Here is a 16,118-nt window from a genome sequence, read left to right as displayed (position 1 = left end):
GGCGTCAAACGTAGGGTGTCGTTCGCTGTCTCCGGCTACAGGTCAAGCAGCGACCCCTGGTCCGGCGATGCGGCCGCCCTGGCGCGGGCGCCTTTCTTCTTCGCGCCCTTCTCGTGCAGGCCGGCGGCGACCTCCTCGGCGTACCGGGCGTGGTTCAGTTCGAGGAGGCGGTCGAGCACCTCGCGCTGCGCCCACGGCCCGATCGTGTACCGAGTGTACTTCCCGGCCGGATGAAAGCCGTGGTCCAGGCCCCGGTCGATCATATCGACCCACCCGTACGCCCGAAAGGTCGCCTCGTCGATGAGCCGGTGGATCTCCCGCAGCTCGGCGATATCGGCATCGTTGCAGCCCGGATCGAAAACCAGATTGTACGTCTTGGTGAGCCCTGACTGCCGCGCCAGCATCGCCTCCCGCCGGAACCCGTCCAACCCCTCCCCCAATTCCCGCATCTCCCCCGTCAGTTCAGGCAACGGCAAGGTCTCGAACACGTCCGACGGCGTGTACCGAAGATCGGCCTTCATCGACGACGCCCGCGAGGCCGCCCACCAGTAATGCGGCGAGCTGGAGAGCAAGGCCAGCATTGCCGTGTCGTCCGTTGCGAAGACCCCGAGCATATGCGAAAACACCTGCCCGGTCGGCACCATCACCGGCATCWCCGTGCGGCTCACAAGAGTGATGACGATTACCCGCCCGATACCTGCGATAGCGCCGTAGAGTTCAGGCCTGGAACGCTCGTATCGCCACCACCGCTCACGGGCCGACTTACTAAAGCGATTGAGGTCACGTTCTGGCTTGACGAGGAGGCGGACCTGGTCGTAACAGTCGCGSTACCGCTTTGCGCGGTCCTCAGGCCAGTCGTGGAAATTGACGACCCAACGACTGCCCGAGCAGTCGGGGCGCGAGTTGAGATCCTGACCGTTCAGATAGGGGAACAGCACGTCGGTATGACGCGGATCCTTCGCGATCAACGCGCGGGCCTCGGCGGGTTCCATCGTGAAGCCAAGACCCAGGACATAACTTCCAATAAAGGAGATTCCTGCGCTTTTTTCCAGCCGGTGAGGATTTCCGGACACTCGTGCCTCGGGCTCCAGGGAGGGTGCGATCACGGGGGTCTGGACGCCGTCGGCGAACCGGGCTGCGGCCGGCCCGATCTGCCCTGTGGTCCAGACGGCGCTGAATTCCAGGACCGCGGACTTCGACGGCCAGGGCCGGCTCTTGATCGACCGGCGGATGACGTTCCCGTCAGCGACAATCTGGTCAAGGCCGACCTCACGGGTATCGCCCTGGGCCAGGKTGTTCGTCGCGATCAGCCCCGTCTGACCGCCACCGTTGAGCAGAGAGTGCGCACGCAGCGCGAAGTAGGCGACCAGATCGGCGCTCCCCCGTGCTCCCCCGCCGATCTCCTCGACGAGGTACTCGCGATACGCCACGCCCAGTGCACCGGTCAGCTTCTGGCCACCGAGGAACGGGGGGTTGCCGAGGACGGCGTCGAAACCGCCCTCCTCGAAGACCTCGGGGAAGACCAGCGGCCAGTGCAGGGGTTTCCGCCGGAAACCGCCGGGAACGTAATCGGTGGCCAACCAGGACTGTGCCGTTTTCCGGGCCTCGGTCTCATCCCGCTTGCCGGTGACCTCATCAGCGAGGCGGGCCGCGGTCAGGGAGAAGCTTTCCCGGCTGGCCTTCTTCTCCTCGTCGATCTCGGCGCGGGCATGCGGGTTACTCGTCCCCGACCATTTCTGATAGCCGACGAGCGCGGCGCCGGCAGTCAGGTCGGCGAAGAGCCGCAGCCGCTCGGTGTCGTGTTCCACCCCCGACAGGAGCCTGCGCTTCCTCGCAAGTCCCGCCAGAGACGAGCCGTCGGTCTCGACAAGGTCCCGGCGCCGCCCGGCGGCGTCGCGGACCAGTTCACGGACGCCGGCGGTCCAGCCGAAGATGTCGGAGTGGATCTTCCGGCCCTTGGCCGGGTCGAGGTGCATGTACTCCAGCTGCTCGACCGAGGTGATACCGAGCAGGGAGTCGCCGGAGACGAGCCGGTCGTCCAGGAAGGTGAACGGCCGGCGCGGGTCCATCGACACCAGCCAGAGCGACAGCTTCGCCATCTCCACGGCCATCGGGTTGATGTCCGCCCCGTACAGGCAGTGCTCGATGACCAGCCGGCGGGCCTCGACGGTGACGTCGTCCGCGTCGGCGTCACCGGCGTACCCGGCGTACCCGGCGTGCCCGGCGGCCCGCGGGTCACCCTCACGGATCCACGCCTCCACCAGCCGGTCGCCGAGGTAGCGGGCGGCGGCGACGAGGAACGCGGCCGAGCCCATCGCGATGTCGGCGACCTTCAGCGACAGGATGTCGGCGCTGGACCGCAGCCGCCAGGCGCCCCGGTCGGCGGTCTGCAACGGCCCGGGGGCGTAGACCAGGGGCTCCAGGGTGTTGTCCGCGACCTCCTCGGCCAGGAACCTGGGGGTGTAGTGGGTGCCGGTGTTCTTCCGCAGCGGCGACTCGGTGACGTACAGCCCGTCCTCCAGGACCACGACGGGCTGGCCGCGCAGGTCCGTGCGCAGCAGGCCGTGGAACGGCAGCAGCCGCTCGGCGGTCGGGTAGTCGCCGCGGGTCACGGCGAGCAGGGCCTTGCGGGCCTCCTCCCGCTCGCCGGCCTCCAACGGAACGAGCCGGCGCTCGACCGCCTTCGGCGCGCCGATCCCGCTGGCGGCGAACCTCTCGGCGAGCGCGGCGGCGAGCAGCGGGCGGCCCCGGTGACGCGAGGCGAGCTCCTCCAGCTCGGACAGCTTCGCCTCGGCCTCCAGCCCCTCCCGGCCGGCCAGGCCGACGACCACCTCCGCGGCCGGGGCGCGTTCGGCATCGTAGGAGAGCAGACCCTCGTAGACGTAACCGATCTGCTCGACGTCCAGCGAGCGGAAGCTCAGCGTCCGCCGCTCCCGGGACTTCCCGCTGCCGACCTGGATGTACTGGACGGCACGCAGCATGTGCAGCACCGTGCGGTCGTCCACGCCGAGTGGCAGCCACGGATGGGCGGCCGGGTCGAACAGCGAACCGGCGTAGGCGTGCATGCGCAGCCGGGGATGATCGACCCCCGCGTACACGGCGGTGAACAGGGCGCGCAGCCGGTGCCAGGCCGCCGTCGACTGCTCCAGGTCGTCCTCGGTCGCGCCGTCGTAAAGCTGCTGTTCCAGCTCGGCGCACAGCCGGCCGGCGGAGTAGGTACTCGCGTACAGGTCGTTGCCGGCGGGCAGCAGGCCGCGTTCCTCGGCGTAGAGCAGGAAGACGATGCGCATCATCACCGCGACCGCGCCCCGGTAGACGTCGTGCGCGCCGACGTCGCGCAGCCCGGCGCCACCCCGGTCCCGCTCGGCGACGTGCCAGCGGCCGAAGGCGGCGACGAGCAGCTCCACGGCCTGGCGAACCTGGACGCCGAGCGCCTCGGTGATCTCCTCCTGGCTGCCGAGGCTCGCCTTCAGCAACGGGACCAGCGTCTCGTCGTCGGGTACGCCGAAGAAGCGCCGCCGGCACAGCAACGACACGAACGCCCGCACGACGTCGCGCTCGGCCGCCTCCGGCCAGGACACCGCGTCGAACACCGCCGTCGCCGTCACCCCGCCGCGCGGCGCCCAAACCAACGCCCACTGCCGGCCGTTCGTCACCAGCGCGAGCTCGATCCCGTGATGCCGGCAGGCGATCGCCGCCCGGTCCACCGGCGTCGCAGCCCAGGCCTGCCCGGCGATCCGCGCCGTCGGGGACTGTGACGGCGCGGCGACCAGACCGAGCACGCGGACCGCGTCCGGTTTCACCTCGGACGACCCCCCGGCCACTGTGTCCCCCGCGGCCACTGTGTCCCCCGCGGCCACTGTGTCCGCTGTGTCCGGATCGACGAGGATGAAGGACGGCACGAGGTGCGCGTCGTGCTCGCCGACGTCGACGGTGAACGAGCGCAGCGCGCCGTTCGCGCCGTTCGCGCCGTCCGCGCCACCCGCGCCGTTCGTGCCATCGGGCAGGACGAGCGTGTTCCCCCAGCCGAGTAGCTCGCCGAGAACGAAACGCACCCAGGCCGCCTGGCCGCCGACGGGATCGTCCAGCCAGGCGGTGTGCTCCCGGCGCAGGCGTTCCCGGGTCTTCTTCTCCAGCGGGTCGAGCGTCGGCCAGACCCGCCGGAGCACGGGCAGGCTGAGGAACGGCCCGCTGACCTCGATGAGGCTCAGCCATTCGCGGTGCTGCGCGGAGCCGTCCGGCGCGGGCGGCCGGCGCCGACCGCCACCGCTGCCGCTGCCGCCACCGCTGCCGCGACCTCCGGGGATGCCCCGGCCCCGCGTGGTGGCACCCACGGTACTCATCGCGCCTCCTCCGCTGCCGGCACGACCAGGACGACCGCGACGGGGAACTGGTGCTGCCTCGGGTCACGGTATCGCTGCGCGATCACGTCGAGCTCCCGTCGCCGTTCCTGGTCGAGCCGGTCGAGCCGGTCCTGCCACGCCTGCCGGTCCTTGCGGTACTGGGCCAGCTCCTCGCGGCTCCTGGCGATCTCGAACCGGCTGAACAGGGCGTCCTCGTCGTTCTCCGGATCCTCGATCGCACCGCGCAGCGTCGCGGCGAACTGATCGAGGATAGTGGTGATCCGATTCTCCTCGGCGGCCCGGCGCTGGCCGAGAAGGCGGGTCAGCGACYCCTGGCGGGTCCTCGTCCGCCACTCCAGGGCGGAGAGCACCCCGGGCCGCACCGCCGGCCAGCGCTCGGCGAGCCGCTCCCGCGTCTCCCCGGAGACGGGCCGGCCGGCGGCGAGCGCGGTACCGACGAGATCGCCGAGGACCGTCAGGTTCTCCAGGCGGCGGAACCGCCCGGTCGCCGGCGCCCAGCCGCCCGCGTACAGGACCTCCTCGTGCAGCCGGACGCCGTCCGCGCCCACCAGCACGAACCGGGAGAACGCGCCGATCAGCACCTCCTCGCAGCGCGGATCGTCCGAGCGCACGGCGGTGACGCGGTGCAGCCCGACGTCGGCGTTGGAGACGGCGCCCCGCAGCAGCCTTGTCGACATGTCGACGAGGCGGTGGCCGAGGTGCGCGAGCACGACGTCGTCGCGGTCCTTCGCCATGGCCGAGTCGAAGGTGATCGGCCGCTGGCGCGGCGGCGTGCCCGGGGGAAGGTCCTCACGGCGCAGCTTCTCGGTGAGTCCCGCGGAGGCGCGCTGCCACGAGCCGGTGAGCGTCGGCACCGTGAACAGTCCCTCGGCGTGCTCCTTCTCGTCGACGTACGGGGTGAGTGCCTGTTGGCGGGCGAGGCTCAGTGCCGTGCCGACGACGCGGCGCACCGCCGCCGGGGTGATGCCGAGCTCGCGGACCGTGTCGTCGAGGTTCGCCCGCAGCCGGCGCACCTGCTCGCGCACGTTCTCCGCGACCGGGACGGTGCCTCCGGCGGCCACGGAGCCGCCCGGACCGACGTCGAGGTCGTCGGGACCGAGGTCGATCCGCTCCCCCAGCATCCGACGCTGCACCCGATCGGAGAGCACCGCGTTGACCGACCCGAGGTCGGCCTTCATCTGCGCGACCTTCTTCACCACCCGCGACAGGAACTCCAGGTCGGCCTCAAAGGAATCGACGCTGCCCGACCAGCCGGAGCCGACGAAGTGCCGGATCTCCGGGGAACGGCGCTGCCCGTACCGGTCGATGCGGCCGATCCGCTGCTCCAGCTTGTTCGGGTTGAACGGGATGTCGTAGTTGACCAGCCGATGGCAGTGATTCTGCAGGTCGATGCCCTCACTCGCCGCATCGGTGGCGAGCAGGACCCGCATCGGATGTTCGCTCGGTTCGGCCTGGAAGGCGAGCCGCAGCTGCTCGCGCTCGTCAACGGACAGCCCGCCGTGCAACAGGCCGAGCCGCTCCCCGGCGAGCCCCTCCTGGCGCAGCAGTCCGGCGAGCCAGATCTGCGTGTCGCGGTACTCGGTGAACACGACGACCCGCTCATCGAACCAGTGCCGCCCGTCCGGCCGRCACACCGCGTTCAGATAATCGAGCAGCGCGCGGGCCTTGGCGTCCGGCTCGGCCTCGTGGGCGTCCGCCCAGCGCCGCATCCGGTCCAGCAGCTCGATCTCGCCGTCGGTGGGATCGAGCTGCATCGGCCCGATCCGGCCGAGGGCGTCGTCCTCGGCGTCGGCGAGCTGCTCGTCGTCCAGGGTCGCGACGTCGTCGAAGTAGTCCTCCATCCACGGCTCGGGCATCCACGGCTCGGGCATCCCCGGCCCAGGCATCCCCGGCTCGGCCTCGTCCGCGAGGCGGGACGCGTGGACCGGGCGCCCGTGCCGGGACACGAGGGTCTCCCGGTAGACGCCCACGGTGTGGCCGAACGCCGCCGGGGAGGAGAACAACCGCTTCTTCAACAGCAGGGTCACCAGGTCGGTCGCCTTGCGGCCGCGCGGCGAATCCAGCCGGGCCCGGCGCAGTGCGGCAAACTCCTTGAGCAGGCCGTGGATCTCCCGTTCGCCGTCCGGATAGACCACCGGCATGTCGATCGAGCGGCGCCGGGGGAACCGCGGGGTGCCGTCCGCGTTCTCGATGCTGCTTTTCAACCGGCGGACCACGACCTCGTCCACGGCCGTCCGGTCCGGCTCGACGCCACGGGCGAACCGCTGGTCGTCGAGGATCTCCAGCAGCGCGGTGAACGAGGCGAGGTAGCCGTTGTGCGGGGTGGCGGACAGGAACAGCCGGTGGGTGAAGTGCGGCGCGAGCCGGCGGATCAGCTTGGTCTGCTGGGAGTCGACGGCGTAGACCTGCCTGGGCGCGGCCGGGGCGATGTGATGGGCCTCGTCGAGAATGAGCAGGTCGAAGGTCCGCGGGTAGGTCGGCTGACCATCGCCGGGCAGCACCTCGTCGAGCAGCCGCTGCGCCTTCGGGCCACGCAGCCAGGGCAGGCTGACGATCGTCAGCGGGTAGACCTCGAACGGGTTCGCCGCGCTGCCGTGCGAGCGACGGACCGCCGCGCAGCGCTCCGCGTCAATAATCGTGAAATCGCGGCCAAACTTCTCGGCCATCTCGTCGCGCCATTTCAGGGTGAGCCCGGYCGGACAGACGATCATGATGCGGCGCGCCCGGTGCCGCAGCAGCAGCTCCTCGGCGACCAGCCCGGCCTCGATGGTCTTACCGAGGCCGACATCGTCGGCGAGCAGGAGGTTCACCCGGGGCGCCGCAAGGGCGCGCGCCACCGGCTCGAGCTGGTAGTCCTCGACGGCCACCCCCGAGCGGAACGGGGCCTGCAGCCGCCGGGCGTCCGCGGAGGTCACCGCCGACCAGCGCACCGCGTCGAGGAAGGCGGCCAGCCGGCCCGGTGGGTCGAAGCCGCCCCGGGTGACGTCGGGCAGCGAACCGCTGGGCAGGACCCGCCGGCCCGGCTCGACCTCCCAGATCACCTCGACGGTGTGGCCGTAGCGACCGTCCTCCACACTCTGGAGGATGACCAACGTGCTCGTGCTCGGCGCCGCTCCGTCCCCGACGGCGTCAGGCCCCGCCGCGTCCGCCTTATCCGCCGCGCCCACGTCCGCCGCGCCCACGTCCGCCGCGATCCACCTCGCCCCGCCGGCGGCCGGTCCGTCGATGTCCGCGACCACCCACTTCTGACCACGGACCTCCACCAGCGCGCCGATGTCGGGACGCTCGTCAGATGCCGGCGCCCCCGGGCCCGGCCCCGTCCCGCCCATGGCCTGCTGGCGGACGCGGCGTGCTGACGGAGCACGTTCGGTCGTCGAACTCGGCACCTGATACCCCCYTTGGTGAACAGCCCGACCAGTCTGGCAGGACGCCGGGCGACCGATTCCCGGCCCGGTGRCACCGTGCCGGCCCTCTTCGGTCCCCATCTCAGACCTAACGGACATCCAGGGGGCAGATTAGCATCTGTGAACTCAATTCACCAACATGACCCATGGCGGACCGGGTCTCGACATCGTGGTGCCGCGGGAGCCCCGGCCGCCGGCCGCGACCCGTCCGCACCAGACGCCGCGACCCGTCCGCACCAGACGCCGCGACCCGTCCGCACCAGACGCCGCGACCCGTCCGCGCCAGAAAGTTGTGGAGGTTGGGCACGGTCTCAAGGCCCGAGAGCGCGCCCAACCCTCGTTGACCACCAAGGCATCCGTGATCACATAGTCACGAAGTGCCGCCTCAAGGTCGCTGACACCCCCGGTCAGGCTGAGGACGAGGTCACTCGTGTTCGTCCGTTCCGGGATGTGGATGAACTCGCGCGGAAGCGGCTGGTTCGTCGGCGGCACCGACCCACGCTGACGCCCCCACGAACGGTGCGTACACGCTGTGCCACAAACCCTTGCCCGCCGATCCCGTCCTCCACCTCACACCGCCTCGCAGACGAATGCGGACCAATCGACCCCTCGCCTGGCCACACGGCTGACGCTGATCCATGAGGAGGGCAGGACCGGTCGCTGTCCCCGAAGTCCTCACGGACGAAGGTTGATGATCGTCTTTCCCTTACGTCGCTCGGTCGGATTGAGGGCGGCGACGGCATTGTCGATGGTCGCGACGTTGCCGATGTTCGTTCGCAGCCGTCCGTCGCRCACCCGCTGTACGATCTCACCCAGTTGAACGCGATCGGACTCGACAACGAAGTCGACTGCCAGGCCGTCGGCGGGCCGCGCCCCGACCGGTCCGACGACGGACACCAGCGTTCCCCCGGCTCGAACCAGACCCGCGGACCACTTCTGGATGTCGCCGCCGATGACATCGAAGACCAGATCGACCCCGCCTACGTCCTCCAGCGCGTCGTTCTCAAGGTCGACGAACTCCTGCGCGCCKAAGTCGAGCGCCTTCTGCCGGTCGGCAGCGCGTCCGGTGCCGATGACGTACGCACCGAACTCGCGCGCGAGYTGCGTCACCATCGTCCCGACTGCGCCGGCCGCGCCATGCACGAGCACGCTCTGCCCCGCCTGAAGGCGGCCGTGCTCGAACAGCCCCTGCCACGCGGTCAGCCCCGAAATCGGCAGGCTCGCGCCCACCGTGAAGTCGACGTCGCCCGGGAGCGGTGCGAGATTGCGTGCCTCGACGGCCACATACTGCGCCAGGGTGCCGTCGCGATGCCAGTCCGAGAGGCCGAACACCCGCTGTCCCRCCGACAGCCCCGTCGTGCCATAGCCGAGGACCGTGACCACTCCGGCCAGCTCATGCCCGGGGATCGACGGTGTTCGGTCACGGTCGAGACGATCGGTCCAGGTCGAGGGCCACGCCATCTCAGTCGGGACGAAACCCGACGCATGAACCTCAACGACGACGTCGTTGATCGCCGCCGACGGCTCGKGCCGCTCCACCAGGCTCATCCCGGCCGTTCCCGCAGCCTGGTCCGTCACGACGATCGCCTTCATGGGTAACTGCCTCCCCGGCCATTTGTCTTGGGCACAGTGGTGGGCACGTGTCGCTCACGGACGAACGCGGACGATCGTCTGCCCGCCGATCCGCCCGGTCGGGCCGAAGGCCGCGACGGCATCGTCGAGAGTTGCGATGCTGCCGATGTTCGTCCACAGCCGTCCATTCCGCCGCCCATTCCGCGCCCGCCGGACGATCTCACCCAGTTGGGCACGATCGGACATGACAACAAAGCCGATGGCCAAGCCACCCATCCGCAGGGTCAGCAGGAAGCGCCGGACAGATCGCGGTGCCATCCGCCGACACCGATGAAGTCCGGGTCAGACGGCACGGTGCGGCCCCGAATCTCCAGCCTGCGGGCGAACGGCCGGGTGCGCAACTCCGCCGGCGCGGCCGATCAGACGCAGCGTGGTGTCAGGATCGAGACCCGGTCCACAGCCGCTCCGCCCTGGCCAGCTGGTGTGGAATCAGGAAGATGGTCACGCCGCGCCCGCGACAGCTCGCTTCGGACCGGCGGGCTCCAGGAGACGAGACCCGATGCCGGCGTCACACAACACCAAGATCGTCGAATATCGCAGGGTTCGGATATCAGCGCCCTGCCAGTCAACTGAGCTTTTGTAGGGTCTTGCGACTGATGCCTGGATCGTACCCGCTTCGGTGGATACCTGAGGTAGCTGCCCGATCTGCCGGGAGAGCGAGCTATGGGCGCGACACGTCGCGGATTCACCGAGGAGTACAAGGAGCAAGCGGTAGCCTTCGTCATCGACGGCAGCCGTCCGGTCGCCGAGGTCGCCCGGAACATCGGCGTCCATGAGATGACGCTGGGAAAATGGGTGAAGAAAGCCAAGGACGTGGAATCCGGAGACCGCCACTGGCTCAGACGGCTCGGGTGGGCACGCGATCTACCCGTCATGACCGTCTTCGCCCCGGCCTGCCCCACCTGGTCGGCCACCACACGGAGGAGCCGCACTTAACGGCGAACTTAACCGCCGTAGACTCGTATGATGTTGGCTATGGTCGGCGACAGGGCCTCGYATGCCACGCCGTTGTCGGTGGCGCGGTCGCTGCGTCTGCTCGGCGAGCATGTGTCGACCTGGCGGAAGCTGAACCGGCTGACCGCGGCCCAGGTCGCCCAGCGAGCCGGGATCTCCCGGGACACGCTGCGCGCCATCGAGCAGGGTAAGGGCACCGCGAGCACCGAGAACCTGTTCAGGGTGCTACGCACCATCGGGATCATGGATGCCGTCGTCAGGGCCACCGACCCGTACGAGACCGACGTCGGCCGGCTGCRCATGGACGAGATCCTCCCCAAGCGAGTACGGCGCTGATGGCCGGACGGGATCCTGTCGAGGTCACCGTCGAGATCGACGGGCAGGAGACCGCCGCAGGGACGTTGTGGCTTCACAACCGCGGCGGACAGAGCGCCACGTTCCGATATGCCGACGCCTACCTGACCAACCCGGCCGGATACGACCTCGACCCGGCGCTGGCCAGAGCCGCCGGCGTCTTCCACACGCCGGCGGGGTCGGCCATCTTCAACGCGTTCGCCGACAGCGCCCCCGACCGATGGGGTGAGAACCTCATGAGGCGTGAGGAGCGCGAGCGCGCCCGCGCCGCCGAGACCACACCTCGCACTCTCGGTAAGGCCGACTTCCTTCTCGGCGTCCGCGACGACACCCGCCAGGGAGGTGTCAGGTTCCGCCAGCCGGCGACCGCCACCTACTATTCGACGCACCGGCACGCGGTCCCACGGCTGATCGACCTGGCCCGGCTCATGCGAGCAGCCGACCGCGTCCGCGCGGAGGGCGACTTCGACCGCGACCTCGCGGACCTCATCGACGCAGGTAGCTCGCTCGGCGGCGCGCGCCCCAAGGCGGCGGTGCGGGACGTGTCCGGGCGGCTCTCGATCGCCAAGTTCCCGCGTTCGGACAGTGACGAATGGGACGTGGCCGGTTGGGAGGAGGTACAATTGAGGCTCGCTCGCAGAGCGGGGCTCACCGTGGCGGAGTCGGAACTGCTGACCGTTACCGGCCGGCACGTACTGCTCCTGAGCCGCTTCGACCGCATCGGCGCGCGGCGTCTGGGGTTCGCAAGCGCCCTGACAATGCTCGAGGCCTCCGACGGGGACCTTCGCAGCTACCTCGAGATCGCCGAGGTGATCGAACGCTACTCGCCGAGAGCTGACGCCGACCTGCGTGAGCTCTACCGGCGGATCCTGTTCTCCATCCTGACCGGGAACACCGACGACCACCTGCGCAATCACGCGTTCCTGCGCGAGCGAGACGGCTGGGCGCTCTCTCCTGCCTACGACCTCAACCCCAATCCGGACAACCCGGCCCGGCTGAGCACGGCCGTCGATCTCGACAACACCGACGCAAGCATCGACCTCGCGCTGTCGGTGGGCAACTACTTCCGCTTGTCGCCGCCGAGGGCCCGCGACCTCGTCAGGGAGGTGGAGACCGCCACGGCGGGCTGGCGGCAGGCCGCAGCYGGGCTCGGCATCCCGAAAAGCCAGGCCGACCGGATGGCAGCGGCCTACGAGAGCGAACAACGACGGATCGCCCGTRCTCTCAGGGTGCCTTGAGATTGGCTCCGGTATCGGGCGTCACCCGGCCCCGTCCGGCCTATCGGTCAATCCTCGGACATGCCGGCGGCCCCGCCACCAGACACGATCAGCTCATCGCCTTGCTCACCGTCGTCCGTGACACACTCAACGATGTCATAGACGCTGGAGGGGAGCCGGAGCGCCGCCTTCCCGCTACCCGCGCGTGGCGGCCACGGGACGCGAGCGCCGGACACCGTAGAGCTACGGTGTCCGGCGCCGCGGCGGCCGGAAAACCCGGGCGGTCATTGCCGATTGGAACCCGTGCCGGACGCCCTCGCCAACCCCGCTACATGTTTCTCCTAGCGGTTCGCCGTATTTCAGTGGCGTTCCGTCCAGGTCCTCTCGTCAGCTCAGTCCCAATCCCAATCCCAATCCCAGTCGTCCTTGTGGCGCCGGTCCTTACCGTCCTTGCCGTCCCACCGGTCCTTACCGTCCTTGCCGTCCCACCGGTCCTTACCGTCCTTGCCGTCCTTGCCGTCCTTGCCGTCCCACCGATCCTTACCGTCCCACCCGTCCTTACCGTTCCAGCCGTCCTTACCGTTCCACCCGTCCTTACCGTTCCAGCCGTCCCACCCGTCCTTACCGTTCCAGCCGTCCCACCCGTCCTTACCGTCCCACCGGTCCTTGCCGTCCCAGCCGTCCCAGCCGTCCTTACCCCAATGATCCTTGGCGATCTTTTCATCCACCGGGCCACCGAGATAGCTCGACGCCAGCGCGCTCGTAGCCGCCGGCCCCACGGTGACGAACACTGCCGCCGCCGTAGACACCGCGACAACCGCGGCTTTCCGCCTCACGGACTTGTCCACGCTTCCTCCAGAACCGAGAGAGAGTGAATCGCTACTATCGGTAACAGAGACTAGCGTGCTCGACGAGGTCCGCAAACGGATCATCGACCGACTTCGACGATCAGCTAGCCACGGAGCGTGGCCTTAGCGGGATGAAGAGGAGATTCCAACTCCTATACACCCGCTGGAAAGGGAGATGCGGAATGTTGAGGTTCGCGGTTCACGGACTCCCACCACGCATGGTAATTGTCGGGTGGGTAGTAGGCGGTCATGCCCTTCGGCATGAATCGGTCCAATTCTGACAACGGCGCCTCGTCCGGAGTGATATACGTCAGCTGCCGGGTCGCAGGAGGAGATGGCGCGGTCCGCCTCCTGACGGATCCACCCGGCCCAGGCGAGCGCTGCTGCGTGTTCGGATTCCTCCGGCGTGTCGCCGGCATCCGTCGAGGGYAGGCCACGCTTCCGCCGCAGCCAGAAGTGATCAAGGTGGTCTATCGACTACAAAATGGCCTGGGAGGCGGGATACAGCTGCTTCAGTAGTTTGCCGAACTCCCCCGATGTGTTCCATCTGTCGAGCACGATTCCGAGCTGCGCGGCAAGGTCGCCTCGCCTGCCGTCCRCTGGATCTGGGAGGACTGCCTGTATGATCGCCTCGGCATGCTTTTCGAAGGTCATGTCGTCGTCCACAGTGTGKTCCCACTTCCGCGGCCTCGGCAATCGGCTCTCCGCCTTTGGACTGATCACTGAGACGAGATAGTCCAGCACGGGCATCGCCCGGCCTGTTGCCTCGATATCCGCATCGCCGCGAGCCAGGTGCCAGACCGCCGCCGAGTCCGCGGCAGAGAACACCTGAGCGAGATCACGCCGTCTCTCCAGCTCGCGTTGGTACTCGTCGGAGAGGACGGGAACCGGGGTCATCGCCATCGTAGGGACTACCACTGGCGACGGAGGAGCCTTCTCCGCATCCAGAATCCCGCGCACCGGCCACGCCTGGACGACTGTCACTCCTGTCAGAGCGAGCGCAAGAACTACCCAGATCAACAACGGCCCGCCCACGATCCACCCCAGAAGAAGCGGCGTGGCGAGGAGACCGAAAAGGTTCATGACGAAGACGACCCACTGACTCCTGGTCATCGTTGTTCCTCTCGTCCTGCGGCGGGCGACGGCTGGGTGTCACCTGGCGAGGAGGGCGGACGCAAGCCGACATCCTCCCCGAAGAGCTCCTTATCGATCCGGTCGAGGAGATAGGTGCGAACTGCGGCCTGGTCGRGCGCCATCGAATCCCCCAGCGGCCGATMCACCCAACGACCGAGGATCGCCCGCAGCGATGAAAGCAGATCAAAACGTTCACGCAGCGCGTCGACGAGCAAGTCCGGTAAAATCGTCGGCCCCCGCCCAACAGCCTGCACCACGTCATCCAGCCAGAGATGGACCAGCCCGATCGTTTCCTTCGAGGGCGGCGCATCGGCCTCGAGCACAAGGATCCACCCGCCACGGAAAAGCTCCCCGCATTCGGGATCGTCGACAGGCCGCCATCCGACGGCGTCCCTGGCATACAACCGAGAGGCCGACACCAGGCGCAGAAAAACCTCCGCGTTCCCCGTCGATCCGCGGACGGCATAGGGCGCTCTCACGGACCGGCCAAGTACATAGCGATAGTTGTCCCGGTCGGCGCTTGCCAGGGTCTCGACGGCATCGATGGCCGCGCTGGCAACCTGCGGATTCTCATGCGCGGCGAAGTTGTGCAGTCGGGTCAACGCCTGAAACGGATAGATATCATATATTATTTTACCAGAGAGCTCGATACACATACGCGCCAGGTAGGCGTCCAGCCGATGATCCTCCGACCATGCACGGATCCGCTGCCGGAACTTCCGGCCGCCGGTTCCCTCCGCTCCCTCCTCCAGGCCCTTCGTAAGCAGGCCCAAGCACGCGGGGATCGCGGCGACACGACGGCGACCGATCCAGTGATACGCAAGATCCAGGGCATCATCGGCTCGATCACTCCGCAACGACTCCTCGGTGAACCGTTCCGCGAACCTCGTCAGAACATCGTTGGGCCAAAAGATCCCCGGCGGCGAGGGAAGCCGTTCCGCCCAATCGAGAAAGGCCGGACGCAACGTCGGGTAGTTGTCCCAGGCATAGTGGCGCGCGGCCACGCCGAATCCCGTCTTCTCAAAACGGATCGGTCTCTGCTCGTCGCGGACGACACCGATCTCTCCCAGGCGGGCCAGAAAACCTGGGCGGGTCAACGCGTGGTCATCTGGAAGGCGAAACTCACCGGCCCGGGCGAGCTCCCGTTGCGCAACGAACACCAGGTCCCGATCCGCGTCCTCCAGCATGGCCGCTGTGATGAGAAGGAGAGCGTYCATGCCGGTCCGATCGTTCTCGAGCAGACAGTCGATCTCCTTCCCATAATCGCTGTCCTGCCGTTTGACCTCCCGCCAGGCCAACCGGAGGCAGTCCGGCAGAGCCGCGCCCGGACGCATACCCAGGAGTTTCGCTGACGCTACGGCCACCCGGCTCACCTGATACAGCGTGGCGGCCCCGAGATCGGCGAGATCGGCGGACTTTTCGATGATCTTTACTATCGTCGCAAGATCAGGCTGCGCGCTTGGTTGCATGGATAYGGCGAGGTGTGATTGCAGCACGGAACGCCAGTCCGGCCGGCTCATCTCGGGCACGAGTCGCCGCAGCTCGGCCGGCAGCCATCTCACCGAGTCCGCTGGAAGAATGACCGCCAGATAGCGGGCCGAGCCGGCAACGACGTCCCGCAGCGCCTCAAGCCGCTTCGCCAGTTCCTCGGAGCGAGACGGCATCAATTCGGACAGGTCGAGAAGATACCGCGCCTGATCGTCCAACGCTTTCTGGGGAATGTCCGGCTCGTCGTCTGCCTCGACATCGGCGGGAATACGCTCAATCCTCTCCGTCCCGGCCCTGGCACCACCGGCTCCAGCCACCAGCATCCACGCCGCGGCGTGGATGCCGTCTCCGGGGGATCCCGAGAGCAGCACCAGGCGGTGTTTTTCTATCTTTTCCGCCGCATCCGCGAAGYCGGTGGGCCGAACGAACACTCCGCTCAGCTCGCGAAGAGTCGCGCCGGAGATGKCTTCGGGCCGGCGAACTCGCTTCTTTGCCAGGTCGATCAGATTCACAATATTCTTGATGTCGCCGTTTCCCAGATGGGTCTGCGCCCGATTGTCACCACTTACCGAGCCGCCGACGTTGCCTGCTCCACCGGATTTTCCTGCCCCGCTGACATTACCGGTGTGTAAGAGTTCGGTGATGGCGTGGGTGGGCGGGCCGAAGGCCCGGCCGGTGTTGCCGGTCGGGTGGTTTTCGGCTTGTGGGTGGGGTTAGGGCTCG

10 protein-coding genes are annotated in these 16,118 nt (G+C 68.4%); 3 read left to right on the top strand and 7 right to left on the bottom strand.

The window, feature by feature from the left end; all coding sequences use genetic code 11:
• Positions 1-35 precede the first annotated feature (35 nt).
• The 4 genes from CcI156_RS19945 to CcI156_RS19930 form a co-directional block, all read right to left on the bottom strand.
• Positions 36-4,343 carry an Eco57I restriction-modification methylase domain-containing protein gene (locus CcI156_RS19945; RefSeq protein ID WP_076807506.1) on the bottom strand — a complete coding sequence of 1,436 codons (4,308 nt, stop codon included), beginning with the start codon at positions 4,341-4,343 and terminating at the stop codon, positions 36-38.
• A complete protein-coding gene (drmD, locus tag CcI156_RS19940; RefSeq protein ID WP_254847524.1) occupies positions 4,340-7,750 on the bottom strand; it encodes a DISARM system SNF2-like helicase DrmD in 3,411 nt (1,136 codons plus the stop codon). The genes CcI156_RS19945 and drmD overlap by 4 nt, the downstream gene beginning before the upstream one ends.
• A 693-nt stretch (positions 7,751-8,443) precedes the next feature.
• On the bottom strand, positions 8,444-9,361 hold the full coding sequence (locus tag CcI156_RS19935) for an NADP-dependent oxidoreductase (RefSeq protein WP_076807502.1): 918 nt from the start codon (positions 9,359-9,361) through the stop codon (positions 8,444-8,446).
• Between the two features lie 54 nt (positions 9,362-9,415).
• Positions 9,416-9,658, bottom strand: coding sequence for a hypothetical protein (locus CcI156_RS19930; RefSeq protein WP_023841742.1), 243 nt, complete (start codon positions 9,656-9,658; stop codon positions 9,416-9,418).
• A gap of 405 nt (positions 9,659-10,063) precedes the next feature.
• Between CcI156_RS19930 and CcI156_RS19925 the strand changes: the two genes are divergently transcribed.
• Genes CcI156_RS19925 through CcI156_RS19915 form a run of 3 tightly spaced genes read left to right on the top strand, consistent with a single transcriptional unit; the run spans position 10,064 to position 11,946 of the window.
• Positions 10,064-10,336 carry a transposase gene (locus CcI156_RS19925; RefSeq protein WP_011437123.1) on the top strand — a complete coding sequence of 91 codons (273 nt, stop codon included), beginning with the start codon at positions 10,064-10,066 and terminating at the stop codon, positions 10,334-10,336.
• A 39-nt stretch (positions 10,337-10,375) separates the two neighbouring features.
• Positions 10,376-10,690 (top strand): helix-turn-helix domain-containing protein, encoded by a 315-nt coding sequence (locus tag CcI156_RS19920; protein ID WP_076807501.1) that lies wholly within the window; start codon positions 10,376-10,378, stop codon positions 10,688-10,690.
• Entirely contained in the window at positions 10,690-11,946 is a 1,257-nt protein-coding gene (locus CcI156_RS19915) for a type II toxin-antitoxin system HipA family toxin (protein WP_076807499.1), read from the top strand. The genes CcI156_RS19920 and CcI156_RS19915 overlap by 1 nt, the downstream gene beginning before the upstream one ends.
• 371 nt (positions 11,947-12,317) lie before the next feature.
• On the opposite strand, the gene CcI156_RS19910 is transcribed toward CcI156_RS19915, so the two are convergent.
• The 3 genes from CcI156_RS19910 to CcI156_RS19900 form a co-directional block, all read right to left on the bottom strand.
• Positions 12,318-12,773, bottom strand: a complete 456-nt coding sequence (locus CcI156_RS19910; protein WP_076807497.1) for a hypothetical protein — start codon at positions 12,771-12,773, stop codon at positions 12,318-12,320.
• Between the two features lie 477 nt (positions 12,774-13,250).
• Positions 13,251-13,886 (bottom strand): hypothetical protein, encoded by a 636-nt coding sequence (locus CcI156_RS19905; protein WP_076807494.1) that lies wholly within the window; start codon positions 13,884-13,886, stop codon positions 13,251-13,253.
• Positions 13,883-15,907, bottom strand: a complete 2,025-nt coding sequence (locus CcI156_RS19900) for a hypothetical protein (RefSeq protein WP_076807492.1) — start codon at positions 15,905-15,907, stop codon at positions 13,883-13,885. The genes CcI156_RS19905 and CcI156_RS19900 overlap by 4 nt, the downstream gene beginning before the upstream one ends.
• Positions 15,908-16,118: the final 211 nt, after the last annotated feature.

Origin of the sequence: Frankia sp. CcI156 (assembly GCF_001983015.1) — a bacterium.
Lineage (GTDB): Bacteria > Actinomycetota > Actinomycetes > Frankiales > Frankiaceae > Frankia > Frankia casuarinae.
The sequence above is the reverse complement of the archived record's forward strand: the minus strand, read 5'-3'. Positions and strand labels throughout refer to the sequence as shown.

Bases quoted from the DNA above. Each gene is read 5' to 3' on its own strand.
- CcI156_RS19930 (WP_023841742.1), bottom strand. From the start codon at position 9,658: ATGGCACCGCGATCTGTCCGGCGCTTCCTGCTGACCCTGCGGATGGGT.
- CcI156_RS19925 (WP_011437123.1), top strand. From the start codon at position 10,064: ATGGGCGCGACACGTCGCGGATTCACCGAGGAGTACAAGGAGCAAGCG.